Source organism: Nocardia sp. NPDC051787 (assembly GCF_040681325.1).
GTDB lineage: Bacteria > Actinomycetota > Actinomycetes > Mycobacteriales > Mycobacteriaceae > Nocardia.
This window is the reverse complement of record NZ_JBFAYO010000024.1, coordinates 1-25,393: the sequence shown is the minus strand read 5'-3', so window position 1 is coordinate 25,393 and position 25,393 is coordinate 1. Positions and strand designations below refer to the sequence as shown.

The 25,393-nt window shown below is 67.0% G+C and carries 26 protein-coding genes; 11 read left to right on the top strand and 15 right to left on the bottom strand.

The features are described from left to right. Nucleotides 1–48: 48 nt before the first annotated feature. The 6 genes from fusA to hppD form a co-directional block, all read right to left on the bottom strand. Complete coding sequence (gene fusA / locus AB0M45_RS23910) at nucleotides 49–2,151, bottom strand: elongation factor G (protein WP_364333183.1); 2,103 nt, start codon at nucleotides 2,149–2,151, stop codon at nucleotides 49–51. 137 nt (nucleotides 2,152–2,288) lie between these two features. After that, a complete protein-coding gene (gene rpsG / locus AB0M45_RS23905; RefSeq protein WP_014353063.1) occupies nucleotides 2,289–2,759 on the bottom strand; it encodes a 30S ribosomal protein S7 in 471 nt (156 codons plus the stop codon). Nucleotide 2,760: 1 nt separating this feature from the next. Then, nucleotides 2,761–3,135, bottom strand: coding sequence for a 30S ribosomal protein S12 (gene rpsL, locus AB0M45_RS23900; protein WP_014353064.1), 375 nt, complete (start codon nucleotides 3,133–3,135; stop codon nucleotides 2,761–2,763). Between the two features lie 337 nt (nucleotides 3,136–3,472). Next, nucleotides 3,473–4,030: a DUF3558 domain-containing protein gene (locus AB0M45_RS23895; protein WP_364333177.1), complete on the bottom strand. Its 558-nt coding sequence runs from the start codon at nucleotides 4,028–4,030 to the stop codon at nucleotides 3,473–3,475. Nucleotides 4,031–4,040: 10 nt separating this feature from the next. Next, nucleotides 4,041–4,568 carry a DUF3558 domain-containing protein gene (locus AB0M45_RS23890; protein WP_364333174.1) on the bottom strand — a complete coding sequence of 176 codons (528 nt, stop codon included), beginning with the start codon at nucleotides 4,566–4,568 and terminating at the stop codon, nucleotides 4,041–4,043. Between the two features lie 81 nt (nucleotides 4,569–4,649). Next, nucleotides 4,650–5,852, bottom strand: coding sequence for a 4-hydroxyphenylpyruvate dioxygenase (gene hppD / locus AB0M45_RS23885; RefSeq protein WP_364333171.1), 1,203 nt, complete (start codon nucleotides 5,850–5,852; stop codon nucleotides 4,650–4,652). A 161-nt stretch (nucleotides 5,853–6,013) separates the two neighbouring features. On the opposite strand from hppD, the gene AB0M45_RS23880 reads away from it, so the two are divergent. Then, nucleotides 6,014–6,538, top strand: coding sequence for an Lrp/AsnC ligand binding domain-containing protein (locus AB0M45_RS23880; protein WP_364333168.1), 525 nt, complete (start codon nucleotides 6,014–6,016; stop codon nucleotides 6,536–6,538). Nucleotides 6,539–6,690: 152 nt separating this feature from the next. Here AB0M45_RS23880 and AB0M45_RS23875 read toward each other — a convergent pair whose 3' ends face one another. Next, nucleotides 6,691–7,803, bottom strand: coding sequence for a winged helix DNA-binding domain-containing protein (locus AB0M45_RS23875; RefSeq protein WP_364333165.1), 1,113 nt, complete (start codon nucleotides 7,801–7,803; stop codon nucleotides 6,691–6,693). Between the two features lie 23 nt (nucleotides 7,804–7,826). After that, nucleotides 7,827–8,801, bottom strand: a complete 975-nt coding sequence (locus AB0M45_RS23870) for an NADPH:quinone oxidoreductase family protein (protein WP_364333162.1) — start codon at nucleotides 8,799–8,801, stop codon at nucleotides 7,827–7,829. Nucleotides 8,802–8,924: 123 nt separating this feature from the next. On the opposite strand from AB0M45_RS23870, the gene AB0M45_RS23865 reads away from it, so the two are divergent. From AB0M45_RS23865 to AB0M45_RS23855, 3 genes are all read left to right on the top strand, one after another. Further along, nucleotides 8,925–9,221, top strand: coding sequence for a type VII secretion target (locus AB0M45_RS23865; protein WP_364333159.1), 297 nt, complete (start codon nucleotides 8,925–8,927; stop codon nucleotides 9,219–9,221). After that, nucleotides 9,218–10,330 carry a transglycosylase SLT domain-containing protein gene (locus tag AB0M45_RS23860; RefSeq protein ID WP_364333156.1) on the top strand — a complete coding sequence of 371 codons (1,113 nt, stop codon included), beginning with the start codon at nucleotides 9,218–9,220 and terminating at the stop codon, nucleotides 10,328–10,330. The genes AB0M45_RS23865 and AB0M45_RS23860 overlap by 4 nt, the downstream gene beginning before the upstream one ends. A gap of 166 nt (nucleotides 10,331–10,496) precedes the next feature. Further along, the gene (locus AB0M45_RS23855; RefSeq protein WP_364333153.1) at nucleotides 10,497–11,300 is read left to right on the top strand and encodes an acyl-ACP thioesterase domain-containing protein; all 804 of its coding nucleotides are present in this window, start codon (nucleotides 10,497–10,499) and stop codon (nucleotides 11,298–11,300) included. A 295-nt stretch (nucleotides 11,301–11,595) separates the two neighbouring features. Here AB0M45_RS23855 and AB0M45_RS23850 read toward each other — a convergent pair whose 3' ends face one another. Then, nucleotides 11,596–13,266 (bottom strand): FAD-dependent oxidoreductase, encoded by a 1,671-nt coding sequence (locus AB0M45_RS23850; RefSeq protein WP_364333282.1) that lies wholly within the window; start codon nucleotides 13,264–13,266, stop codon nucleotides 11,596–11,598. A gap of 120 nt (nucleotides 13,267–13,386) precedes the next feature. Here AB0M45_RS23850 and AB0M45_RS23845 point away from each other — a divergent pair, with 120 nt between their 5' ends. Continuing rightward, a complete protein-coding gene (locus AB0M45_RS23845; protein ID WP_364333150.1) occupies nucleotides 13,387–13,878 on the top strand; it encodes a histidine phosphatase family protein in 492 nt (163 codons plus the stop codon). Nucleotides 13,879–13,897: 19 nt separating this feature from the next. Here the strand turns inward: AB0M45_RS23845 and AB0M45_RS23840 are convergent, their stop codons facing one another. Beyond that, entirely contained in the window at nucleotides 13,898–14,101 is a 204-nt protein-coding gene (locus AB0M45_RS23840) for a hypothetical protein (RefSeq protein ID WP_364333147.1), read from the bottom strand. 58 nt (nucleotides 14,102–14,159) lie between these two features. On the opposite strand from AB0M45_RS23840, the gene AB0M45_RS23835 reads away from it, so the two are divergent. From AB0M45_RS23835 to AB0M45_RS23820, 4 genes are all read left to right on the top strand, one after another. Continuing rightward, entirely contained in the window at nucleotides 14,160–14,531 is a 372-nt protein-coding gene (locus AB0M45_RS23835; protein ID WP_364333144.1) for a VOC family protein, read from the top strand. 143 nt (nucleotides 14,532–14,674) lie between these two features. Beyond that, nucleotides 14,675–15,121 (top strand): MerR family transcriptional regulator, encoded by a 447-nt coding sequence (locus tag AB0M45_RS23830; RefSeq protein WP_364333141.1) that lies wholly within the window; start codon nucleotides 14,675–14,677, stop codon nucleotides 15,119–15,121. 80 nt (nucleotides 15,122–15,201) lie between these two features. Continuing rightward, nucleotides 15,202–15,996, top strand: coding sequence for a GNAT family N-acetyltransferase (locus tag AB0M45_RS23825; RefSeq protein WP_364333138.1), 795 nt, complete (start codon nucleotides 15,202–15,204; stop codon nucleotides 15,994–15,996). A 76-nt stretch (nucleotides 15,997–16,072) separates the two neighbouring features. Then, nucleotides 16,073–17,062 (top strand): pirin family protein, encoded by a 990-nt coding sequence (locus tag AB0M45_RS23820; RefSeq protein WP_364333135.1) that lies wholly within the window; start codon nucleotides 16,073–16,075, stop codon nucleotides 17,060–17,062. 57 nt (nucleotides 17,063–17,119) lie between these two features. On the opposite strand, the gene AB0M45_RS23815 is transcribed toward AB0M45_RS23820, so the two are convergent. Both AB0M45_RS23815 and AB0M45_RS23810 read right to left on the bottom strand, forming a co-directional pair. Further along, entirely contained in the window at nucleotides 17,120–17,596 is a 477-nt protein-coding gene (locus AB0M45_RS23815; RefSeq protein WP_364333132.1) for an SRPBCC family protein, read from the bottom strand. Nucleotides 17,597–17,672: 76 nt separating this feature from the next. Further along, entirely contained in the window at nucleotides 17,673–18,005 is a 333-nt protein-coding gene (locus AB0M45_RS23810; RefSeq protein ID WP_364333129.1) for a metalloregulator ArsR/SmtB family transcription factor, read from the bottom strand. A 405-nt stretch (nucleotides 18,006–18,410) separates the two neighbouring features. On the opposite strand from AB0M45_RS23810, the gene AB0M45_RS23805 reads away from it, so the two are divergent. After that, nucleotides 18,411–19,034, top strand: coding sequence for a hypothetical protein (locus tag AB0M45_RS23805; RefSeq protein WP_364333126.1), 624 nt, complete (start codon nucleotides 18,411–18,413; stop codon nucleotides 19,032–19,034). On the opposite strand, the gene AB0M45_RS23800 is transcribed toward AB0M45_RS23805, so the two are convergent. Beyond that, nucleotides 19,031–19,885, bottom strand: coding sequence for a helix-turn-helix transcriptional regulator (locus AB0M45_RS23800; RefSeq protein WP_364333123.1), 855 nt, complete (start codon nucleotides 19,883–19,885; stop codon nucleotides 19,031–19,033). The genes AB0M45_RS23805 and AB0M45_RS23800 overlap by 4 nt on opposite strands. A gap of 100 nt (nucleotides 19,886–19,985) precedes the next feature. Between AB0M45_RS23800 and AB0M45_RS23795 the strand changes: the two genes are divergently transcribed. Further along, nucleotides 19,986–20,996 carry an aldo/keto reductase gene (locus tag AB0M45_RS23795; protein WP_364333120.1) on the top strand — a complete coding sequence of 337 codons (1,011 nt, stop codon included), beginning with the start codon at nucleotides 19,986–19,988 and terminating at the stop codon, nucleotides 20,994–20,996. A gap of 115 nt (nucleotides 20,997–21,111) precedes the next feature. On the opposite strand, the gene AB0M45_RS23790 is transcribed toward AB0M45_RS23795, so the two are convergent. After that, entirely contained in the window at nucleotides 21,112–25,065 is a 3,954-nt protein-coding gene (locus tag AB0M45_RS23790) for a DNA-directed RNA polymerase subunit beta' (RefSeq protein ID WP_364333117.1), read from the bottom strand. 106 nt (nucleotides 25,066–25,171) lie between these two features. Then, nucleotides 25,172–25,393 (bottom strand): hypothetical protein (locus AB0M45_RS23785; RefSeq protein ID WP_364333114.1); only part of this gene is annotated, 222 nt, incomplete at its 5' end.

Here is a 25,393-nt window from a genome sequence, read left to right as displayed (position 1 = left end):
TGCTGACGCCCGGCTGTCGGGGCAAGTGTGACACCTGCCCCGACGGTGTCACTCGCCGGTCGCCTTGGCGATGATCTCCTTCGACACGTTGGCCGGAACCTCCGCGTACGAGTCGAACACCATGGAGTAGTTCGCCCGGCCCTGGGTCTTCGACCGCAGGTCACCGATGTAACCGAACATCTCCGAGAGCGGAACCAGCGCCTTGACGACACGGGCACCACTGCGTTCCTCCATGGCCTGGATCTGGCCACGGCGGGAGTTCAGGTCGCCGATCACGTCGCCCATGTAGTCCTCGGGCGTGGTGACCTCGACCGCCATCAGTGGCTCGAGGATCACCGGACCGGCCTTGCGAGCCGCTTCCTTGAGCGCCTGCGCGCCGGCGATTTTGAACGCCATTTCCGACGAGTCGACGTCGTGGTAGGCGCCGTCGAGCAGCGTGACCTTCATGTTCACCAGCGGGTAGCCAGCGAGCACACCGTACTGCATGGCGTCCTGGGCACCGGCGTCCACCGAAGGGATGTACTCCTTCGGCACGCGGCCACCGGTGACCTTGTTCTCGAACTCGTAGGTCGCGCCATCCTCGCCGACGAACGGCTCGAGGGCAATGATCACCTTCGCGAACTGGCCGGAACCACCGGTCTGCTTCTTGTGGGTGTACTCGAGCTTCTCGACCCGCTTGGTGATCGTCTCGCGGTAGGCCACCTGCGGCTTGCCGACGTTCGCCTCGACCTTGAACTCACGCTTCATGCGGTCGACCAAGATGTCGAGGTGCAGCTCGCCCATACCGCCGATGACGGTCTGGCCGGTCTCCTGGTCGAGCTTGACCGAGAAGGTCGGGTCCTCTTCGGAGAGACGCTGGATCGCGGTGCCCAGCTTCTCCTGGTCGGACTTCGTCTTCGGCTCGATGGAGACCTCGATGACCGGATCCGGGAAGGTCATCGACTCCAGCACGATCTGGTTCTGCGGATCGCACAGGGTGTCACCGGTGGTGGTGTCCTTGAGGCCGATAACCGCGTAGATGTGACCCGCCGAGGCGGCGCCGACCGGGTTCTCCTTGTTGGAGTGCATCTGGAACAGCTTGCCCAGACGCTCCTTCTTGCCCTTGGTCGAGTTGATGACCTGGGCGCCGGAGTCGACCTTGCCGGAGTACACGCGGACGTAGGTCAGCTTGCCGAAGAACGGATGCACGGCGATCTTGAACGCCAGGGCGGCGAACGGCTCGTCGGCGCTCGGCTTGCGGGTCAGCAGCTCTTCTTCCTTGCCAGGAACGTGGCCGGTGGTGGCCTCCACGTCCAGCGGCGAGGGCAGGTAGTCGATGACCGCGTCCAGCATGGGCTGCACGCCCTTGTTCTTGAACGCCGAGCCGCACAGCACCGGGTAGAGCTCGGAGGTCACCGTCAGCTTGCGGATGGCGCCCTTGATCTCGTCGATGGTCAGCTCTTCACCGCCGAAGAACTTCTCCAGCAGCGCCTCGTCGGACTCGGCGACGGTCTCCAGCAGTTCCTGGCGGTACTGCTCGGCCCGCTCCTTCAGGTCCTCCGGGATCTCGACGACCTCGTACTGCTCGCCGAGCTTGGTCTCGCCCCGCCAGACCTTGGCGTTGTTCTCGACCAGGTCGACGATGCCCTCGAAGGTGTCCTCCGCGCCGATCGGCAGCTGGATGACCAGCGGCTTGGCGCCGAGGCGGTCCTTGATGGTCTGCACGGTGAAGTAGAAGTCCGCACCGAGCTTGTCCATCTTGTTGACGAAGCAAATCCGCGGCACGTCGTACTTGTCGGCCTGACGCCACACCTGCTCGGACTGCGGCTCGACGCCTTCCTTGCCGTCGAACACCGCGACGGCGCCGTCGAGCACCCGCAGCGACCGCTCCACCTCCACGGTGAAGTCGACGTGCCCGGGGGTGTCGATGATGTTGATCTGGTTGTCTTTCCAGAAGCATGTGGTCGCCGCGGAGGTGATGGTGATACCACGCTCCTGCTCCTGCTCCATCCAGTCCATCGTGGCGGCGCCGTCGTGGACCTCACCGATCTTGTAGGTGATGCCGGTGTAGAAGAGGATGCGTTCAGTTGTGGTCGTCTTGCCCGCATCGATGTGGGCCATGATGCCGATGTTGCGGACCTTGTTCAGGTCGGTGAGCACGTCCTGTGCCACGGAAATCTTCCCCGCTCGTAGCTAGTTGGGATTATCGGGGACGACCCTGTGGTCGCCACTATGTCAACGCCGGAAGCGGCCGGTCGGTGCCGCGCTCCGGCTGTGCCTCCCGACCCAGACGACGGGCCGGGCAGACGTCACCAGCGGTAGTGCGCGAAGGCCCGGTTGGACTCGGCCATCTTGTGGGTGTCCTCGCGGCGCTTGACCGAGGCGCCGAGGCCGTTGCTGGCGTCGAGCAGTTCGTTGGCCAGACGCTCGACCATGGTCTTCTCCCGGCGCGCGCGGGAGAAGTTGACCAGCCAGCGCAGGGCCAGGGTGTTGGCGCGGCCCGGACGGACCTCGACCGGGACCTGGTAGGTGGCACCACCGACGCGGCGGGGCTTCACCTCCAGCGACGGCTTCACATTGTCCAGCGCGCGCTTGAGGGTGACGACCGGGTCGGTGCCGGTCTTCTCGCGCGCCTGCTCCAGCGCGCCGTAGACGATGCGCTCCGCGGTGGACTTCTTGCCGTCCAGCAGGATCTTGTTGACCAGCTGCGTAACCAGCGGCGAACCGTAGACCGGGTCGTTGATCAGCGGACGCTTGGGTGCGGGGCCCTTGCGTGGCATATCAGCTCTTCTCCTTCTTGGCGCCGTAGCGGCTGCGGGCCTGCTTGCGGTTCTTCACACCCTGCGTGTCGAGCGAGCCGCGGATGATCTTGTAGCGAACACCGGGGAGGTCCTTCACACGACCGCCACGGACGAGCACCATCGAGTGCTCCTGCAGGTTGTGGCCCTCGCCCGGGATGTAGGCCGTGACCTCGACCGCGCTGGTCAGGCGAACACGCGCGACCTTGCGCAGCGCGGAGTTCGGCTTCTTCGGGGTCGTGGTGTACACGCGGGTGCACACGCCACGACGCTGCGGGCTCCCCTTCAGGGCCGCGGTCTTCGTCTTGGCGACCTTGTCGCGGCGACCCTTGCGGACCAGCTGGTTGATGGTTGGCATAGACCGGCTTTCCTTATTAGTTAACGCGGTGTCTGGACTTCATGTCTGTTGTGGTGCGCGGCGCTCCCGGGGCCCTTGGCGGCAAGCTTCCGCTTCCGGCCCGACGTTCATTCCGCTGTCATCGAGCTTTCACTCGCACGTCCGGCCACGTTTCTCGCGTCCCGAGGTCGGGCGTGTCGCGCGCGGCGCGGAGCCCGGATTCCGGGCACGCTGGAGTCGTCGGCCGCTCTCGCTGGCCTACGGTCACGCACGAACTTGCCCGCATGCTTCCGGGCACAGCGATCCACGATACCCGCGGCCGGGACACAGGGTCAAAGCGGGTCGCGACGACCGTGGTCTACCGGGCCAGATTCAAGGTCATCTCCATCAGCTTCTTGGCGGCCTCGCAAGGATCAGGGTGGGCGGAGCCGGGCCGGTAGTTGATCCACCAGCCGATCACGCCGTTGTCCGGCGCACTCGCCGTCACACCGCAAGAGTCGGGATCGTTCGGCCTGCGGATCAGCAGTGCGAGAGCGCTCTGCACGGTGACGTTGGTGGTGACGTAGCCGAGCTTGTTGTTCGTCTGCTTCTCGTTGCTCAACGTGCCGTTCTCGTACCAGTTGAGCGTGGCCATGCCGTTGCCGCCGGGCGCGCCGACCAGATCCCACATGCAGACCGCCCCGAAGAACGAATCCTCGACCGAGATGTTCTCGCCGATGGCCTTGCCGATCTGCTCCTTGGAGAGGATCTCGCACTCCCGCAGCAGCTTGTCGAGCCTGGTGTTGACCGGCTCACTGCCGCCGACCGGGCGCGCCGAACCCGAAATCGTCTGGCTACAGCCACCCGCGGCCAACGCGACGACGATGGCGGCGAGCGCGGCCGCACCACGGCGGCGCAGACCTCGTCCGGAGTTCATGCCCTCCCCCTCACTGCAACCGCCGTAAGGTCAGCTCGGCCAGGGCGCGGCTGCGGTCGCATGGGTTGGCGGTGGCGGTGGAGAAGAACCCGAAGGACGTCGACCACTCGAAGAAGTCGTCGCCGAGTTGCACCGCGAGATCACAGATCTGTCCGCTCGGATCCAACGCGGCGAATCCCTCGCGCCCGTCCACCTTGATCGGATCGGGAGCGCGGCCGTTGACGGTCACCCACGCCCGCTCCCGCTCGATCGGGCTGCCCCGATACGACGCGAAAGTGATGCTGGCGGAACCGACTCCGGCCGCCCGCCAGTTGCAACCGACCGCATTCTTGAACACCCCGGAGATCTGGCCGAGGCCGCCGATATCGCGCACCTCGTCGTCGGTCACGTGCCCACACTCCCCGACGAACGGGCCCAGCGCCACGACCTTCGGCGCCGGACGCGACGGACCGGAGTCCTCCGACTGTGCGTCCGAACCGCAAGCCGCCAGCGCGAGCACCAAGGCTGTCGCCAGGACGACCGCCGACTTGATCCGCATGGGAAGAACTCTACCGATTACGCCGAGGGGGGGATCGTCCGACGAACCCGGCCCGCTGCCGCGATCGGCGCCGGAGCTCGGTCACAAATTGCCGCGGGCGGCTTGTTCGCGTTCGATGGCCTGGAACAGCGCCTTGAAATTTCCCTTGCCGAAGCCGAGGGAGCCGTGGCGCTCGATGAGTTCGAAGAAGACGGTGGGCCGGTCGGTGAGCGGTCTGGTGAAGATCTGCAGGAGGTAGCCGTCTTCGTCCCGGTCGACGAGAATGCCGCGCCGCTGGAGTTCCTCGACCGGGACGCGGACGCGGCCGATGCGAGCGCGTAATTCAGGGTCTTCGTAGTAGGCGGCGGGTGTCTCCAGGAACTCGACGCCTTCGCGGCGCAGCGCATCGACGCAGGCGAGGATGTCGCTGGTGGCGAGCGCGATGTGCTGCACGCCGGGACCGCGATAGAACTCCAGGTACTCATCGATCTGGGAGCGCTTCTTGCTCACGGCGGGTTCGTTGAGCGGGAACTTCACCCGGTGATTTCCATTGGCGACGACCTTGCTCATCAGAGCCGAGTACTCGGTGGCGATGTCGTCGCCGACGAACTCGGCCATATTCGTGAAACCCATGACCCTCCGGTAGAACTCGACCCACTCGTCCATCTGCCCGAGCTCCACGTTGCCCACGACGTGGTCGATCGCCTGGAACAGCCGGGTGGGCGCGCCGTCGCGCCGCTGGTAGCGCGAGCGCCGGGCGACATAGCCGGGCAGGTAGGGCCCGTGGTAGCCGGAACGGTCGACCAGCGTGTGCCTGGTGTCGCCGTACGTCGCCAGCGCGGCCGAGCGAACGGTGCCGAAGTCGTCGGAGTCGTCGTGCGGTTCGACCAGGATGGTGGCCCCGTGCGCACGCGCCCACGCCACGCAGCGGTCCACATCGGGCACCTCCAGCGCGATGTCGACCACGCCGTCACCGTGCCGATCGTGATGGGCGACCAGCGGACTGTCCGGGTCCACCGCACCGGTGATGACGAAACGTGCCGCGCCGCTGCGCAAGACGAACGCCTTGTGGTCGCGGTTGCCGGTCTCGGGACCGGAGTACGCCTCCAACCGCATACCGAAGGCGGATTGCAGGAAGTGTGCGGTCTGTGTGGCGTTGCCCACCGCCCAGACCAGGGCGTCCCATCCGATGACCGGGAAGGGATCGCCGCTGTCGTCGTGGTCGACCAGCCCCACGAGCGTGCGCAACTCGCCGTCGCTGGGAACGGCGCCGGACCGGGCGTTCGGCAGGTGCTCGATGGTCATGTTCCAAGGAAATCGCCAGGCCCGCCCAGTAGGCAACAGCGCGAATTCTCGATGGTCAGTGTGGCGAATTCGGCTAGGAAACCGCCTTGGATGCTGGACAATTTGAATAGCACAAGCAGGACGGGCGGCAAGCCCGGCCAGTGCTCGAAACGGAGGCCGTCATGTCGCGCACACCCGCGAAACTCGACGAGCTCGATCTCGCCATCCTCACCGCGATGCACGAGTACCAGAAGGCGGGCATTCTCGAACTCTCCCGCCGCACCAAGGTCGCCCGAGCAACCGTGCAATCCCGGATCGCCCGCATGGAGGAATCCGGCGTGATCGCCTCCTACGACCCGCACATCGACGTCACCGCGGCGGGATTCGACGTGCAGGCATTCGTCACGCTGGAAATCGCCCAGGGCGCGCTGGACACGGTGGCCGCCGAACTCGACGCCATCCCCGGCGTGCTGGAGGCCTATGCCACCACCGGCTCGGGCGACGTGCTGTGCCGGATCGGGGCCGACTCGCACGCCGGGCTGCAAACCGTGCTGCTGAGCATCGACCGGACGTCGTCGGTGGTGCGCTCGCACAGCGTGATCGTGCTGTCCACCGTGGTGGCGCGCCGCTCGCTGCCGCTGCTGCGCACGCTGAGTCCGACCGGTACCACCAAGGCCCCCGCCTACCGTCCGCCCCGCGAGCCGTGAGCGCGTCTGCTCGTGATTCGCGAAGTCGGTGTGACCACTCGGTCGACCCGGCCTCGGCTGCCTGATCGGTGCGACCGCCGACCGAGCGGTGCGGCCGGGTGGCCGACGCCGCGGCCGGCGATCGTGGCAGGTGCGCCGCCGAACTCGTCCCCTCAGGGACGCAGGTCGGCGTGTGGGTCGAGAATTTCCACGCTCCCCTGTTTGCCTTCCTCCAGGAAGGCGAGCAGACCGTGTGCCTCGGCTTCGACGGCCGCGCGCTCGGCTTTCGTCCATGCCCTGGTCGGACTGACCCTGAGCCGGGCCGTCTTGGTGTTCGCGAAGACCTTGTACAGGCCGGCGACAAACCCGTCGACCAGGATCGGAGACACCTGCGCGGCGAAGGCGCGCAGCGGAGGAGCCGTGCCCTCCGGCACGATTCTGCTCCGGTCCTGGTGCGAGAGAAGGGCGTTGTCGTACCACCCGAGCAACCGGACCGGGGCGGGGAGGTCCGGGTCGGCCAGTTCGCCGTCGGCGACGTCATAGAGCGTGCGGCCGCGCTCGTCGGTGTAGGTGCGCACCCGGTCGCCGAGTTGTTCGACCGCCTGCTTCATGCCGAGCAATTTCGACCAGGTTTGCATGTCCATCGTGCTGGCCGGGCCGAAGGCGCGCAGGTAGCGGAAGAGCAGTTCCGCCAGCGGGTACGTCGGGTCGAGTGGGGCGCCCAGCCACGGTTCGACCCGCGACCAGATCGGCCTGCTGCTGTCCTTCCATTTCCCGCGCGGCGGAGTCTGCAAGACCGGCAGCTGATACAGCCAGGTCTGCAGCACCGCGCCCGCGTCGCGATCGGGGTACAACTCGGCGGCGCGGGCCCGCAGGTCCGCCGCGGACATCGGTTCGTCGCCGAGTGCCGCCTCGCCGTGCCTGCGCACCTCGTCCGGATCCAGACCCACCATGGCCCCGTAGTTGAAACCCTTACGGAAGGGCACCTTCTCGAGCTCCGGCTGGACATGCGGCGCGATCCGCAGCGCGTCGGCGGGAGTGACCAGGTGAATCGTGCCGCGCATCAGGGTGATCCGGACCAGGGAGCGGTCCTCGAGCGCGTCCGACACCGTCGTCGGATCGACATCCGCGACGCGACTCCACAATGCGACGAACGGCGGCGGCGAATCCTGGGCCTGGAGCCCGACGAGATGGTCGCACATCTCGTGCACGGTCAGCCGCGAGCGCTCCAGCAGATGCTGGCGGGCCAGCAGGGTCCGGTTCAGTACCCGGTTGGACAGCTTCATGACGGATTCGGTTCGCGTGCGGGTCAACGCAGCGTGACCACGACCTTGCCGGTGGCGGTGCGGTTGTCCAGCGAGGCGATCGCCACGGCCGCCTTGTCCAGCGGGTAGAGCACCGGCTCGGGCGGTGCGATCTCACCGGAGGCCAGCAGCGGTTCCACCTCGGCCCACTGCTCCCGCAGATAGCCTCGATGCGACATCACCCATTCGCCCCACGCCGCGCCGACCACCTCGACGTTCTTCAGCAGCAGCCGGTTGACCTTGACGGTGGGGATCTCACCCGCGGTGAAGCCGACCACCAGCAGCCGGCCCGCCGAGGCGAGCGAGCGAATGCTGTCGGTGAAGCGGTCGCCGCCGACCGGGTCGAGCACGATGTCGACGCCGCGACCGCCGGTCAACTCCTGCACCGCGGCGAGCCAGCCGTCGGTCAGCACCACGTCGGTGGCGCCGCTCGCGCGGGCGACCTCGGCCTTCGCTTCCGTGCTCACCACGGCGATCACCCGGCCCGCGCCGAGCGCCGCGGCCATGCGCAGCGTCGAAGTGCCGATGCCGCCCGCCGCGCCGTGCACCAGCACGGTCTCTCCTGCGGCCAGGCTGCCTCGGGTGCGCAGGCAGAAGTGCACGGTCAGGTCGTTGAACAGGATGCCGGCACCGGCCTCCAGCGAGACGTTGTCCGGCAGCCGGAACACCATCTCCACGGGCACGACGGCCGTCTCGGCCATGGCGTTGCCGAGCAGGGTCAGAGCGACCACCCGGTCGCCCGCCCGCACATGCGCGTCCTCCGGGGCTTCCCGCACAATGCCCGCGACCTCGCCGCCGGCGACGAAGGGCAATTCCGGCTTCATCTGGTAGAGGCCGCGCGTCATCAGCACGTCGGGGAAGGCGACGCCCGCCGCGTGCACGTCGATCACGACGCCGCCCGGGTAGGGCGTGGGCTCCGGGATGTCCACGATCTCGACCGCTTCCGGTCCCTCCAGCTTGCTCACCTGGGCTGCGCGCATGTGCCGACCTCTCTGTCCTCGCGACGGCATGTTCCGCGCCGACGCCACACCGACAACATAACGGGCGCGTCCGGATGATGTCTGCCTGCGGGCCGAGCGGCGGAATCGGCTGCCGCGGGGACGATGCAAGTTGATCCGGCAGCGTTGCGGTCTTTCGCCCAGATTTTGCGCACCGAGGCCACGGCCGTCACCGATCTGGGCGAAGGCGAGGGTTTCGCCGCCGCCGTGGCGGCACTGCCCGGCACCGACTTCGGTCCGGCGGCTCAGCGCGCGAACGACGCCGTCCAGCGCTGCCTGGGACGCATCGGCACACGCCTCACCACGATCGCCGACAACCTGCACGACGCGGCGGGCAAGTACCAGCTGGCCGAGGACGACTTCGCAGCGAAACTCCGAGTCATCGGACTGCGGCTGCCATGACGCTCACCGTCCCCGACGTAGCGAACTGGCAGCCGGAACAGCTGTCGGCGGCGGGTGCACTCGCCGGAACCATGTCGCACGGTCTGGACACCGTGGTCGGCAAGGGCATGGACGACACCAGGGCGCTCGCCGACGCGAAGAAATGGTCCGGCTCCGCGGGCGACGCCGCGACCGCCCGGATGCAGACCGAGAAAACCCGCGCATCCGCGGTGACCGCCGCACTGCTGGAACTGAAGACCGCGCTCACAGCCCAGGTGCAGAACCTCACCGAGGCGAAAGCCAAAGTGCTGCGTCTGCGCGACGACGCGCTCAACCAGGCGCCCGCCTTCGAGGTCGCGGCCAACGGCGCCGTGGACGCAAAGGGGCGGATCGCCTACCTCCGCGCGCACGCGGACAAGGCCGACGTGGAGGGCCTGGTCTTCCAGGAGGCGCTACAGGCGGCCTCCCGCACCTGGGAGCTGACCAACGCGTTGAAAACCGCGCATGACGTAGCCAACCAGGCGAAAACACAGGTCGAGGGCGCGGTCGGCAAGCTGGAGGCGGCGTTCGCCGGGCTCGGCGAGCCGAGCTCGAACGTGCCCGCACCCGCGGCGACCACACCGGCGAGTACGTCGGGTCCACCGGTCACCAACCAGAATTCGAACCGGCCGAGCCAGCTGATGTCCGGGCACCACGGCACCTCGGGGTCTCCGCATGGCACGTCGTACCAGGGTGGCCCGGGCCCGTCAGCGCCGAGCGGTCCACTGCCGAGCGGCGATGTCGCGCGATGGATCGCGGCGGCCAAGCAGAAGCTCATCGCGATGGGCTACGACCCCAAGGACCTCGATGAGCGGGCGATCGCGCTGATCATCCAGCACGAGTCCGCGGGTAACCCGTACGCGGAGAACCGCTGGGACAGCAATTGGGTGGCCGGGCATCCGTCCAAGGGGTTGATGCAGACCATCGACAGCACGTTCAACGCGTACAAGGCACCCGGCCACGACGACATCTGGAACCCGGTCGACAACATCATCGCCGGAGTGCGGTACTCGATCGACCGCTACGGGTCGCTCGCCGATGTCCCCGGTGTGGCCGCCGTTAACTCGGGCGGCGCGTACCAGGGTTATTGATCGAGGTAGCCAGGCCATTGCCAGACTTCCTGGCCCGGGTGCTGTCAGGCGGACTATGAAGGAGGTACAGACGGCTCGACGCGAGGGTGTGACGTACGCCCCGTAAAGTCGTCACAACAGCACCGCATGAAGAAACGCGGCACACAGTGCAGCGCGAGGAGCACAAGTGTCACTCGATCAGCCACTCGCCCCGCTTCCCCAGGAGGGCATGGGCTTTGCTTCGGCGTGGCCCGTCCGGGCTGGCGATGTGGATCCCTACGACCGGTTGCGGTTCGACGCCATCGCCCGCTACCTGCAAGATATCGCCTGGGAAAACCTGCATGAGACGTTCTTCCATCGCACCGACCCGAACTGGATCGTCCGGCGGACGGTCATCGACGTCATCCGTCCGATTCTATGGCCGGACGAGGTGCGGTTGCTGCGGTGGTGCTCGGCATTGTCCACCCGGTGGACCAATATGCGCGTGCGAATCACCAGCGGAAACGGTGGCCTGATCGAGACCGAGGGTTTCTGGATCAATATCAGTGAGTCCACCGGCATGCCCTCGCGGATCAGCGACGAAGGCCTGGCCTACCTGGCCCGCACCGCCACCGAACACCGCCTGCGGTGGCGGCCGTATCTGACCGACGCCACGCCGCCGGAGTCGGACACGGACATGCCATTCCCGGTGCGCGCCACCGACATCGATCAATACAACCACGTCAACAACGCCTGTTACTGGCAGGCGGTGGAACAGTTCCTGGTCGAATATCCCAAGCTGCTCGCGGGGCCGCACCGGGCGGTGATCGAGTACGTGGCACCGGTGCTGGCACGTCAGCACGTGACCGTGCGCAGCCGGTACGAGCCCGGCGACCGGACCGGGCAGCCGGTGCTGCGATTATGGTTCGTGGTCGGCGGGACGACCACCACAGTGGTCCGCATCATGCCACTGCCCGGCTCCCCCGGCTCCCCCGCCTCTCCGGGTCTTTAGGCCGTACCAGTCGGCGGGCGGGGGATTTGCGTTCAGGTCCTGCGTCAGGTGCCGCTCAATTTTGGGCGTTCCCGACGAGTTACCCATGTCCTGACGAAATCAGTTGTTGCGGGGCTTGCCGTACAAGTCGGGTGACGCGGGATCTGCGTTCAGGTCCTGCGTTGGGTGCCACTCGAGTTCTGGGCGTTCCCCGTGAGTTACCCATGTTCTTGCGAAATCAGTTGGCTGGTAGCGGAGAGTTCCATAGTTTGAAGGCCGGTCGGATCTCGGGTGATCCGACCGGCCTCGAAGATTGTCAGCCGCGGGCGGCTTTGAGCAGGTCTTCCCGGGTGGTGAACTTGACTCGGGGGCGGCCCGCGGTCTTGCCCGCCGCCTTCTCGGCCTGGTCGATCGCCTTCCAGCCCGCTCGGTCCACCAAGTCGGCCTGGCGCTCGGCGAGCAGGGTCTTCAGCGCGGCGCGGTCGCCCTGCGGTAAACCGAGTTTGCCCGCGGTGAAATCGGCGAGGAGCAGTTCCACCGTCTCCTCGGAGTCGGTCCGGTTCGAGCCGATCACGCCGCGTGGGCCGCGCTTGATCCAGCCGCTGACGTACACGCCGGGCACCGGCGTGCCGTCGTCGCCGATGACCCGGCCGTTCTCGTTGGGCACGACGCCACGCCGCTCGTCGAACGGCAGGCCCGCGACCGGCTCGCCGCGGTAGCCGATGGACCGCAGCACCAGCGTGGCGTCGATGGTCTCGGTGCGGTCGGCCGGCCTGGCCACCAACTGGCCGTCCACCTCGACCAGCTCGTTGTGCACGAACTCGACCGACTCGACCCGGTCGGTGCCGGTCAGCGCGGTGGGCGAAGTCAGGTAGCGGAACACGATCCGCTTGTTGCCCTCGGCGCGACGACCGGCCGCGTATTCCTTGGCGAGCGTGTACTTCAGGCCCAGCGAGGGCTCGATTTCCGGGTCGTCCACGATCGCCTGGCTGGCGTGGTCGAGTTCCAAGTCGGTCTCGTCCACCACCACGTCGACGCCCTTCAGGTGGGCGAGGGCGAGGAACTCCGACGAGGTGTAGGCCGCCTGCAACGGGCCGCGCCTGCCGACTACGACGACCTCGCGAATATTGCTCTGCCGCAAGGCGTCCAGCGCGTAGTCGGCGATGTCGGTCTTGGCGAGCTCGTCGGGGTCGACGGTCAGCACGCGCGCCACGTCCAGCGCGACGTTGCCGTTGCCGACGATGACGGCCCGCTCGCCGGACAGGTCGAAGGTCCGATCGGCGTAGTCGGGGTGGCCGTTGTACCAGGCGACGAACTCGGTGGCGGAGTGGCTGCCCGGCAGGTCCTCACCGGGGATGCCCATCCGACGGTCGGTCGAGGCGCCGACCGCGTAGATCACGGCGTGGTGGTGGCGCAGCAGTTCCTCGTGCGAGATGTGCGTGCCTACTTCGACGTTCAGGTAGTACTGCAGGGTCTCCCGGCGGAACGCGGACTCGAACATGTTCGACACTGTCTTGGTGCCGGGGTGGTCGGGAGCGACGCCAGCCCGGACCAGACCCCAGGGAGTCGGCAGCCGGTCGAACATCTCGATTTCGACGTCGGCCCGGCGCAGCAGTTCGTCGGCCGCATAGCAGGCCGCGGGCCCGGCGCCGACGATCGCGACGCGCAGAGTGCCCAGTTCCCTCGGTGGACGCGCGGGAGTGACGATCGGATCGAAGTTCGATTCCAGCGGATGCCGTTGGAAATAGGCGGCATTGATATCGCGGAACCGCGCCAGCGAGGCGGTCAGGTCGTCCTCGGAGAAGATGGCCTCTACCGGGCACGCGTCGACACAGGCGCCGCAGTCGATGCAGGTGTCGGGGTCGATGTAGAGCATCTCGGTCGTCGCGAACTCCGGCTGGTCCGGTGTGGGACGGATGCAGTCGACCGGGCACTCGGAAACGCAGCTGGCGTCGTTGCAACAACGCTGCGTGATTACGTAGGCCATATTGTGCTGATCCTCGAAGATGTGCGTGGGCTGTGCCACCTATGGGGTGATGTGATGCTGCTTTCAGTTTGCCTCGAGTGTGGTCGAGACCTCTCACCCGGAGGGCTTACGGTATCCCCCATGGTGCGGACTCTGATCCTCATGCGGCACGGCAAATCGGCCTATCCGGATGGCGTAGACGATCACGAGCGCCCGCTGGCACCGCGGGGACGGCGCGAGGCCGGACTGGCAGGTCAGTGGCTGCGCGAGACCCAGCCGCCGATCGATGCCGTGCGCTGCTCCACCGCGACGCGCACCAGGCAAACGCTCACCGCCACCGAGATCACCGCGCCGGTCGTGTTCGAATCCGCGATCTACGAGGCCGCGCCCGAGACGCTCATCGAGCTGATCCAGCTCAGCGACGACGACGTGGCGACGCTGCTGGTGATCGGGCACGCTCCGGGCATGCCATGGACGGCATGGGAACTGGCGAGCAATCACGACTGCGCGCCTGCCGTCGAACTCAGCAGGAAGTTCCCGACCTCAGCACTCGCGGTACTGCGATTCGACCGCCCCTGGGCCGACGTCGACCCGGGAACCGGGGAGCTGATCCACTTCCATATCCCGCGCTGACCGCGCAGGCGACGCGCGGTCAGCGCAGTAACTTGCCGCCCAGCACAACGACCGCGCCCAGGATGACCAGTAGAACGAACGCGGCGAAACCACCGAACAGCCACCAGACCACGCCGAACGCGAGCGCGAACGGCGCGACCGCGATGGCGGTGATCACGGGGCTTTCCTTGACCGTCGCCCAGGCCGAACGGGCCCTGACGCGATCGATGTCCTTTCCAGGCATGTTCCCAGGGTAGGCCGGAAGCCGGGACTTTGTCGGCGGGCGGTGGAATGCTCGGCGAATGGATTGGAAAATCGAGCTCGTCGCGATTCCGGTGACCGACGTCGACCGCGCCAAGGACTTTTACACCAAGATCGGCTTCAACGCCGACCACGACCACCGGGTGAACGAGAATCTGCGCTTCGTTCAGCTGACCCCGCCAGGTTCCGGTTGTTCCATCTGCCTCGGCGATGGCATCACCGAAGCGGCTCCTGGCAGCGTCGAAGGCATGCAGATGGTGGTCGCCAGCGCCGAGGAGGCGTATCAACAGCTGATCGCCGCGGGTGTGGACGCCACGCCGGTCCAGGATCTCGGCTGGGGCCTGTTCACCTTCTTCGCTGATCCGGACGGCAACAAGTGGGCCGTCCAGCAATTGCCCGATTACAGCAGCTGACCAGCACGATCCATCTCCCGTCAACAAAATGCGCCGACGGGGCGGTTGTCAGAGTTTGCTTGGAGTGCACTCCAGGTGACTAGCGTCGTCGGCGTTCAACGGGAAAGGCGAGCACAGTGAGCGAGCGTCAGCGAGGCGCAGTCGTGAGTGAAACCGCACCGCACGGCGGCGGGAGCGATCGGGAGCAGCCGCGGTATTCGATCGGCGAGGTGGCCGAGCGGTCGGGACTGAGCCGGGACACGTTGCGCTGGTACGAGCGGATCGGGCTGATGGATTACATCGGCAGGGATCACGCCGGCAAGCGCCGGTTCAGCGATCGCGATCTGGAATGGCTGACGCTGATCGGCCGGCTGCGCACCACGGGCATGTCGGTGGCGGACATGGTCCGCTACGCCGAACTGGTGCGCGCGGGGGAAACCACGTTCCCGCAGCGGCTGGAGATGTTCCGGAACACGCGCGCCGATGTACTCGCCAAGATCGATGAACTTCGTCAGACCCTGGCCGTGCTGGATTACAAGATCGCCCTTTACGAGGGCAAAGCCCAAGAGGTCGGTCCACGGGCTGCTCAGTCGCCGAATCGGGGGCCTTAGAGCCGATCACCGGACCGGAGTCCGGTTACTGCCACTCCGGTCCGGGCGCGTTCACCGAGAGCGGCTAACATCCCATGAATATGAAGCCCGATACACCGCACGATCGCGTCTGGATCGACAAGCGGACGCCGTCCGCGTTCCGCGCGCTCAACAGCGTCGCGAGCGAGGTCAGAGCAGCCGGCGCCGCGGTCGGGCTGGATCGCCGGATCATCGAACTGATCAACCTGCGCGTTTCCCAGCTCAACGGTTGCGCGTACTGCCTGGACGTGCACTACCGGGCCGCACTCGCGGCCGGAGCAACCGAGCAGGAAATCTCGGTGCTGCCCGGGTGGCGGCGCGGCGGCACGTACACCCCGTTCGAGCGGGCCGTGCTCGCGGTCGCGGAGGTCACGGCGACGCTTCCGGACGAAAACATCATCGAGCGTGAGTACGCTTTCGCTCGCCGGTACCTGACGGACGATCAGCTGTCTGTCGTCATGTGGGTGGCCACCACGATCGGCGCGTTCAACCGCGTCTCGATTCTCAGCGGGCACCCAGTACGCGCACGGAAGGAGAAGGCAAGCATGACCGAATCAGCTCCGGAATCCACGGTCGTTCGCAACGACGAGCGGCATCGCTACGAGGTGTTCCACGGCGGAGAATTGGCGGGCTTCGCCGAATACGAGGAGCGCGACGACGAGACGGTGTTCACCCACACCGAGATCGACGGCGCGTTCTCCGGCAAAGGGCTCGGCTCCATCCTGGCGAAGAACGCGATCGAGGACACAGTAGAGCGCGAGCGCGTGATCCGGCCGCTGTGCCCGTTCATCAAGGGATACCTGGAGAAGCATCCGCAGTACGACGCGCATGTGATCGGCAAAGGCGTCACGCGGTGAGTGAGCGCCAGCGAGCTGACCGAAAGCACAGCGTGCCCTCGTACACGACGGAGCCGAGCGCCAGCGAGGCGGAGTCGTGAGTGATCTGGATCCTCGCCCTGCGGAAACGCTCTGCGAACCGGCGCCGGGTCCCGGTCCGGCCGCGGAGCTGTATCCGGCACGCGAGGTGCCGCTCGGCGGTGTTCGCGGCGTCTTCGTCGAACGCGTGCTGCCGCAACGGGATCTGCCGACCGTGGGCGCGTGGTGCTTCCTCGATCACTTCGGATCGCCGACCGTCACCAAGACCGGCGCGCCGCCGGACATCGATCCGCACCCGCACATCGGACTGCAGACGGTGACCTGGCCATTCGAGGGCCGTATCCGGCACCGCGACTCGGTCGGCTCGGACGTGGAGATCGAACCGGGCCAGCTGAATCTGATGACGTCGGGTCGCGGCATCGCCCATTCCGAGTACGCCGTCCCCGGCGCGCCCGCCGGACACGGTCTGCAGCTGTGGATCGCGCTGCCGGGCGACCGCACCGGCATCGACCCGCACTTCGAGCAGCATCGCGAGCTGCCCGTCCTGGAAGCGCCCGGCCTCAGGGCGATCGTGCTGATCGGCTCACTGGCCGGGGTGAGCTCACCGGCGATCGCCTACTCGCCCATCGTCGGCGCCGACGTGCGGGTGGAGCCCGGAGCCGACGTCACCGTGCCGCTGGAACCCCGTTTCGAGCATGCGGTGCTGGTGATCGAGGGCCGCGTGACGGTCGCGGGTACCGAACTCGCTCCCGGCCCCCTGCTCTACCTGGGCACCGATCGTGACGAGCTGCGGATCAGCAGCGCGGAGGGCGCTCATTTCGCGCTGATCGGCGGCGAGCCGTTCGGCGAGGAACTGGTGATGTGGTGGAACTTCGTCGGCCGTAGCCACGAGGACATCGTCGCGGCCCGCACCGACTGGGAGAACCACGACGTCAGCCGGTTCGCCGACATCGCGGGCCATATGCCACAGCAACGCATTCCCGCACCGCCACTGCCGGGGCTGCACCTCGAGCCGCGCAAACGTCGCATCGGTCCGGCCAGGGACTGACCGCGTGATTCGGCCCCGCTCGCGGAGACGACGACCGGGGCCGAACACGTTCGGTGATCAGCCGCGTGCCAGCAGCGCGTCCAACGCGCGGTAGCTCTGGTTGAGCCCGACCTCCATGCCGGACTGGAGCATCCCGTCCCGTTCCTGGGGCGTGTGGAACTGGCTGTCGGTGACCACCTTCGTGCGGCCGTCGCCGAGGTCGACGAAGCTGACGTGGTCGATCGCGATATGGGCGGGCATGCCGTCCCACTCGAAGGAGTACACGATGCGCTCCTGCGGGGTGACCTCGCGGAAGCGGCCTTCGAAGCCGTCGGTGCCCTCATCGGAGTGCTCGACGAAGCGCCAATGGCCGCCCGGGCGGAACTCCCACCGCTCGATGTCGAGCTTGTTTCCGCGCCCCCACCACTGGGCGAGCAACTCGATCCTGCTATAGGCGTCCCACACCCGCTGGCGCGGGGCGTCGAAGATCCGCTCGATGTGGATCGTGCGGTCGGTGTCGGTCGTGACAACGGCGTCGTTCGTGGTTGTGCTCATGACTGCGCCTCGCTGGCGCTCGGCTCCGTCATGACCACAAACGTGGCTGTGTTGATTGTTCGCTCGCTACGCTCGCTCATGGTTCCTGCTCCGTTCGCTCGAGAAATTCACCGAGACGATCCAGCCGGGCTTCCACCATCCGCCGGTAGCCCTGCATCCAGGCCACTTCGCGGTCGAAGACGTTCGCACCGAGGCGGCAGTACCGCACCCGGCCACGCTTCTCCGTGACGACCATGCCCGCCGCCTCCAGCAGCTGGATGTGCTTCTTGACGCCGGTCAGCGTCATCTCGAAGCGCTCGGCCAGCTCACTGACGGTCGCGGGCCCACTGCCGAGTCGCTCCAGGATCCCACGCCGGGTGGGATCCGCGAGCGCTCCGAAGGAGGCATCCAGGAAGTCATACTGAACCATCTAGTTCAGTGTTGCGTGTGCGCGCGTGGATGTCAAGAGCGAATGCGAGTCGCCTCGACGTCGGCGCGATTCGCCGGGCCACGATCCACGAGCAACTGCGCCGACCGCACACCCCCTGATCGGACAATCCCGAGTCGCCAGTCGCATCGTCGACGGCAACCCCGACCAGCACGAACGCACCGCGTAGCGGTCCACCCCGCGCTCGTCGATCGCATAGCCAGGCTGGAGCCGACTTGCCGTCACGGTTCACGCACCGATGCGAGGGCCCGGTTTGCGAAGCGCAACACCGCGATTCCGCGTGGATGGATCGAACAATGCCGTGCCCCAACCGCTTCTGATAACGCCCACCAGACGGTATGTTCTTCGGACGAACCGGACACGGGGGCGGCACATGGAAAGAGCACGATGAGGATCTCCCATTTCACCGCGACGGCACTGATCGCATTGGCGGCCACCGCGATCACCACGACCGCAGCACACGCGCAACCCGCGCCCGACGACGCGCCGCTCGACTTGAGCGGCTCGTTCCACCAGGTCGCCTACCAGGTCGCCGCGACCGATGACCGGCGCGCGGCCGTGGCCACCATCCAGGACGGGACCTTCGAGCTCACCCACGACGATCGCGTGGTGACGGTCTCCGACCGGGACGGCAAGGTCGTCGCAGCGCTGCCGATGGCATTGCGAGTCGGGGAACAACGCGTGGCACTGCGTCCGATAGTCGAGGACGCGGGCCACCGGCTCACCCTCGCACCAACCGGCCTGACCGACGCACCGCTGCGTGACGTCAGCGCGCAGGAGCGGTTCTACGCCGAGGCCGAGAAAGCCATGCCTTCGATCCTCACCGGTGCGGGGATCGGCGCGGCCATCGGCTTCGTCCTCGGATTCCCGCTCGGACTGTTCGTGCTCGACTTCATCACGGTGCCCGCCGCCGCGGTCGCGGGCGCCGCGATCGGCGCGATGGCCGGATTCGTCGTAGGCGGCGGGCAGCCCGCCGTCGACGCGGCGCTGCAGTATGTGACCGCGCCCTAGTCGAGCTGGTCGGCGGAGGTCAGCTTCTGCGTCCCGATCACGCGCAGCAGGTCCAGTTTCTCGGCTGCGTCGGTGCCTGGACGCGGAAGGTAGACCAGCAACCGCTGCGCGGCGTTCGGGGTCAGCAACGTTTCGCACACGGTATCGATCAGGCCGACCTGCGGATGCAGGATGCGCTTGGTGTCCGAAAGGCGCACCGCCACTTCGTGTTCATCCCAGAGACGATCGAAATCCGCGCTCGCGGAGCGCAACTCGGCGATCAACTCGGTGACGTCCGCGTCTCCCGCGCGACGCGCGGCGGTGGCGCGCAGATCGGCGACATGCTGGCGGCCGAGCCGATCCCAGTCCTCCACCGGGAAGATGGCGCGCGACGGGAGGTCGGTGAACCAGCGGTAGGGGTAGTAGCGCTCCCAGCCGCGCCGCTCGGCGTGATCGCCGACGAGCAGGGTGTGCATCCGGTTCTGCACCAGCACCTCGCCGAGATCGGTGACGACGGTGGCGGCGGTGTCGTCCAGCTTCGCGAGCAGGTGCATCAGACCGGGGCCGACATGTTTGTCGGTCGGCTCGCGTCCCGTCGGCGTGTGGTCGCACAGATGGTAGAGGTAGTCGCGTTCGTCGCTGGTGAAACGCAGAGCGCGCGCGAGCGCGGCGAGCACCTGGGTGGACGGACGCGGGCCGCGGCATTGCTCCAAACGGGTGTAGTAGTCGGTCGACATGCCCGCCAGCAGCGCGACCTCGTCGCGGCGCAGGCCGGGCGTACGCCGCCGGACACCGGGCGGCAGCCCGACGTCGGCGGGCGTGAGCTGCTCACGGCGGCGGCGCAGGAAATCGGCGAGTTCGGCGCGGTCCATGTCACCACTGTCCCCCGAAACGGCGGCCTCAGCCAGGGATCGCCACTCCCCCGATAAACGATCTCTCCCGCACCTGGTCCGCGCAGTTCAGGCTAGTTCTATGACGACAAAGACGATCGAAGAAGTACAGCTCGGGGCGACCGGCCCCACGGTCGGCCGCATCGGCATCGGCGCGATGGGCATGTCCGGCATGTACGGCGCGGCCGACGACGCCGAGTCCACCGCGACGATCCACGCGGCGCTGGACTCCGGCGCCAACCTCATCGATACCGGCGATTTCTACGGCGCCGGACACAACGAGATGCTGATCGGCCGGGCCATCGCCGAACGTCCACGCGAGGACGTGGTGCTGAGCGTGAAGTTCGGCGCGCTGCGCGGCCCCGGCGGCACCTGGGGCGGTGTGGACAATCGCCCGGAGGCGTTGCGCAACTTCCTCGGCTACAGCCTGCAGCGGCTCGGCGTCGACTACGTCGACATCTACCGTCCCGCCCGGCTGGACCCGAACGTCCCGATCGAGGACACCGTCGAGGCCATCGCCGAACTGATCGAGGCGGGATACGTGCGTCATATCGGCTTGTCGGAGGTCGGCGTGGAAACCATCCGCCGCGCCGCGGCCGTACACCCGATCGCGGATCTGCAGATCGAGTACTCGCTGATCTCACGTGGCATCGAGGCGGAGATACTCCCGGTCTGCCGAGAACTCGGCGTCGGCATCACCGCCTACGGCGTGCTCTCACGCGGCCTGCTCAGCGATTCGATCCGGCCCGGGACCGCCTTCGACGCCAGCGACTTCCGCGCCCACAGCCCGCGCTTCCAGGGCGAGAACCTGGACCGCAACCTCGAACTGGTCCGCGCGCTGGGCGAGATCGCCACACGCAAGGGTGCCTCGGTAGCTCAACTGGCCATCGCCTGGGCACTGACCCGCGGCGACGACATCGTGCCCGTCATCGGCGCTCGGAGACGCGCGCGCTGGGCGGAAAGCATTGGTGCACTGGATATCTCGCTCACCAGCGACGAACTGTCCGCCATCGAGTCGGCCATCCCCGCCGACCGAGTCGCCGGAGAGCGCTACGCAACCGCACAGATGGCGCTGCTCGACAGCGAGCGCTGAAACCGCTGGCGGGGTCGGGATTTCGATCCCGCACCGTGAATCATTGCCCAGCAAACCACATCGGCCCCCGCTCCGAAATCGGAGCGGGGGCCGAATGCTTTTGCCGTGAAATGGATTACCGGTAGTCGCTGAAGCCGTAATCGTCCAGCGGAACCGCGGCACCCGTGGGGGCACCGAACCCTTCCGGGCTGTAGTAGGTGTCGTCGTAGGACGGCACCGCGTACGCCGCGGCACGGGCCTCTTCGGTCGGCTGCACCTGGATGTTCCGGTAGCGGTTGATACCGGTACCGGCCGGGATCAGCTTACCGATGATCACGTTCTCCTTGAGGCCGATGAGCTTGTCGGAGCGGCAGTTGATCGCCGCGTCCGTCAGGACTCGGGTGGTCTCCTGGAAGGACGCCGCCGACAGCCACGAGTCGGTGGCCAGCGACGCCTTGGTGATACCCATCAGCACCGGGCGACCCGCCGCGGGCTCGTTGCCCTCGGCGACGACGCGGCGGTTGGAGGCCTCGAACTCGGCGCGCTCGGTGAGCGAGCCGGGCAGGAACTCCGTCGCACCGGAATCGATGATCGTCACACGACGCAGCATCTGGCGCACGATGACCTCGATGTGCTTGTCGTGGATCGACACACCCTGTGAGCGGTAGACCTCCTGGACCTCGTGGACCAGGTGGACCTGCACCTGACGGGGGCCCATGATGCGCAGCACCTCATGCGGATCCGCCGCGCCTTCCAGCAGCTGCTGGCCGACCTCGACGTGGTCACCGTCGGAGAGCAGACGCTCGGTGCCGTCGTCATGCTTGAACACGCGCAGACGCTGCCGCTTCGAGAGCTTGTCGTAGACAACCTCTTCGCCACCGTCATCCGGGATGATGGTGATCTTGTAGAAGCGATCGTCGTCCTCCAGCCGCACGCGACCGGAGACCTCGGCGATGGGCGCCTTGCCCTTCGGCACACGCGCCTCGAACAGCTCCTGCACACGAGGCAGACCGCCGGTGATGTCGTCACCAGCGACACCACCCTGGTGGAATGTGCGCATGGTCAGCTGGGTACCGGGCTCACCGATGGACTGCGCGGCGACGATACCGACGGCCTCACCGATGTCGACCAGCTTGCCGGTCGCCATGGAGCGGCCGTAGCAGGTCGCGCACACGCCGGTGCCGGTGGTGCAGGTCAGCACGGAGCGGACCTTCACCTCGGTGATGCCCGCATCCAGCAGCGCCTCGAGCGCCGGGTCGCCGAGGTCGGCGCCCTTCGCCACGATGACGTTGCCCTGCTCGTCCATCGCGTCGGCCGCGAGCGTGCGCGCGTAGGTGGAGGTCTCCACGTGCGCGTCGCGGATGATCGAGCCGTCGAGCAGCTTCTCCGCGATCGGCACCACGATGCCGCGCTCGGTGCCACAGTCGTGCTCGCGCACGATGACGTCCTGCGACACGTCCACCAGACGACGGGTCAGGTAACCCGAGTCGGCGGTACGCAGCGCGGTGTCGGCCAGACCCTTACGGGCACCGTGGGTGTTGATGAAGTACTCCAGAACCGTCAGGCCCTCACGGAAGGAGGACTTGATCGGCCGCGGGATGAACTCACCCTTCGGGTTCGTCACCAGGCCCTTCATACCGGCGAGGGTACGGGTCTGGGTGAAGTTACCCGTGGCGCCCGAGTCGACGATCGTGATGATCGGGTTGTCGGCCGGGTAGTGCGCGCGCAGCGCCTTACCGACCTCCTCGGTCGCCTCCTGCCAGATCTTGACCAGGGCGTTGTTGCGCTCCTGGTGATCGAGCGCACCACGCTGGTACTTCTTCTCGATCTGATCCGACTGCGCCTCGTAGCGCTCCATGATCTCGGCCTTCTCCGGCGGCACGAGCACGTCGGACATGGAGACCGTCACGCCGGAACGCGTGGCCCAGTAGAAGCCGGCGTCCTTGAGCTTGTCGACGGTCTGCGCGACCACGATCATCGGGTAGCGCTCGGCGAGATCGTTGATGATCGTCGCCTGACGCTTCTTCGGCATCTGCTCGTTGATGAACGGGTAGTCCGCGGGCAGCAGCTCGTTGAACAGCACCCGGCCCAGCGTGGTCTCGGTGGTCCACGCGTCGCCACGGCGCCAGCCCTCGGGGAACAGCGCCGCCTCGACGTCCTTCGGCGGACGCTGGTCGGTCAGCCGGACCTTGATCAGCGAACGCACGGTGAGTTCACCGCGGTCCACCGCCATCTGCGCCTCGGCCGACGAGGAGTACACGCCCTGCTCCGGAGCGTCCTTGGTGGCCGGCTGGTAGGAACCCTTCGCGCCGTCTTCCAGGCGGGTCAGGTAGTACAGGCCGGTCACCATGTCCAGACGCGGCATGGCCAGCGGCCGGCCCGAGGCGGGCGAGAGGATGTTGTTCGACGACAGCATCAGCACGCGTGCCTCGGCCTGCGCCTCCGCCGACAGCGGCAGGTGCACGGCCATCTGGTCACCGTCGAAGTCGGCGTTGAACGCCTCACAGACCAGCGGGTGCAGCTGGATGGCCTTGCCTTCCACCAGCTGCGGCTCGAAGGCCTGGATACCGAGGCGGTGCAGGGTGGGCGCGCGGTTGAGCAGCACGGGGTGTTCGGCGATGACCTCTTCGAGGACGTCCCACACCTGCGGCCGCTGCCGCTCCACCATCCGCTTGGCCGACTTGATGTTCTGCGCGTGGTTCAGATCGACCAGGCGCTTCATCACGAACGGCTTGAACAGCTCCAGTGCCATCAGCTTGGGCAGACCGCACTGGTGCAGCTTCAGCTGCGGACCGACGACGATGACCGAACGGCCCGAGTAGTCGACGCGCTTACCGAGCAGGTTCTGGCGGAAGCGGCCCTGCTTGCCCTTGAGCAGATCGGACAGCGACTTGAGCGGACGGTTACCCGGCCCGGTGACCGGACGGCCGCGGCGGCCGTTGTCGAACAGCGCGTCGACAGACTCCTGCAGCATCCGCTTCTCGTTGTTGACGATGATCTCGGGCGCGCCGAGGTCGATCAGTCGCTTGAGGCGGTTGTTGCGGTTGATCACGCGACGGTACAGGTCGTTCAGGTCGGAGGTGGCGAAGCGGCCACCGTCGAGCTGAACCATCGGGCGCAACTCCGGCGGGATCACCGGAACGGCGTCGAGCACCATGCCCATCGGCGAGTTGCCGTTGGTCTGGAAGGCCGCGACGACCTTGAGCCGCTTGAGTGCGCGCAGCTTCTTCTGGCCCTTGCCGGTGCGGATGGTCTCGCGCAGCGACTCGGCCTCGGCCTCGATGTCGAAGTTCTCCATCAGCTTCTGGATGGACTCCGCGCCCATCGCGCCGGTGAAGTACTCGCCGTAGCGGTCGACCAGCTCGCGGTAGAGCACCTCGTCGACGATCAGCTGCTTGGGCGCCAGCTTGGTGAAGGTGTTCCAGATCTCCTCCAGCCGGTCCAGCTCGCGCTGGGCCCGGTCGCGGAGCTGGCGCATCTCCCGCTCGCCGCCGTCTTTGACCTTGCGGCGGACGTCGGACTTGGCGCCTTCGGCCTCCAGCTCGGCCAGGTCGGCCTCGAGCTTCTGGGCGCGGGCCTCGAGATCGGCGTCACGCTGGTCGGCGACCGCCTTCTTCTCGACCTCCATCTCGGCCTCGAGCGTGGACAGCTCGTTGTGCCGCAGCTCCTCGTCGACCGCCACGATGACGTAGGCGGCGAAGTAGATGATCTTCTCCAGATCCTTCGGCGCCAGGTCGAGCAGGTACCCGAGGCGCGAGGGCACGCCCTTGAAGTACCAGATGTGGGTGACCGGAGCGGCCAGCTCGATGTGGCCCATCCGCTCGCGGCGCACCTTGGCGCGAGTCACCTCGACGCCACAGCGCTCACAGATGATGCCCTTGAAGCGGACGCGCTTGTACTTGCCGCAGTAGCACTCCCAGTCCCGGGTGGGACCGAAGATCTTCTCGCAGAACAGGCCGTCCTTCTCCGGCTTGAGCGTGCGGTAGTTGATGGTCTCCGGCTTCTTCACCTCACCGTAGGACCACTGACGGATGTCGTCGGCGGTGGCGAGGCCGATCCGGAGTTCATCGAAGAAGTTGACGTCTAGCACGTAACTTCCTTTCCCCTGTGCGGGTCGAATTCGAGCAAAAGTTCACTAGTTGGGTAATCCGTTGCGGAGGCCGGATGCCGTGCGATGACGGCATCCGGCCGGCCGCCTAGTTCGCCAGATCGTCGACGGTGGCCGCTTCGTTCCTGGACAGGTTGATGCCCAGGTTGGCCGCCGCACGCTCCAGGTCCTCGTCCTCGCCTTCCCGCAGCTCGATCGCGGCGCCGTCGGAGGACAGCACCTCGACGTTGAGGCACAGCGACTGGAGTTCCTTGAGCAAGACCTTGAACGACTCCGGGATGCCGGGCTCCGGAATGTTCTCGCCCTTGAC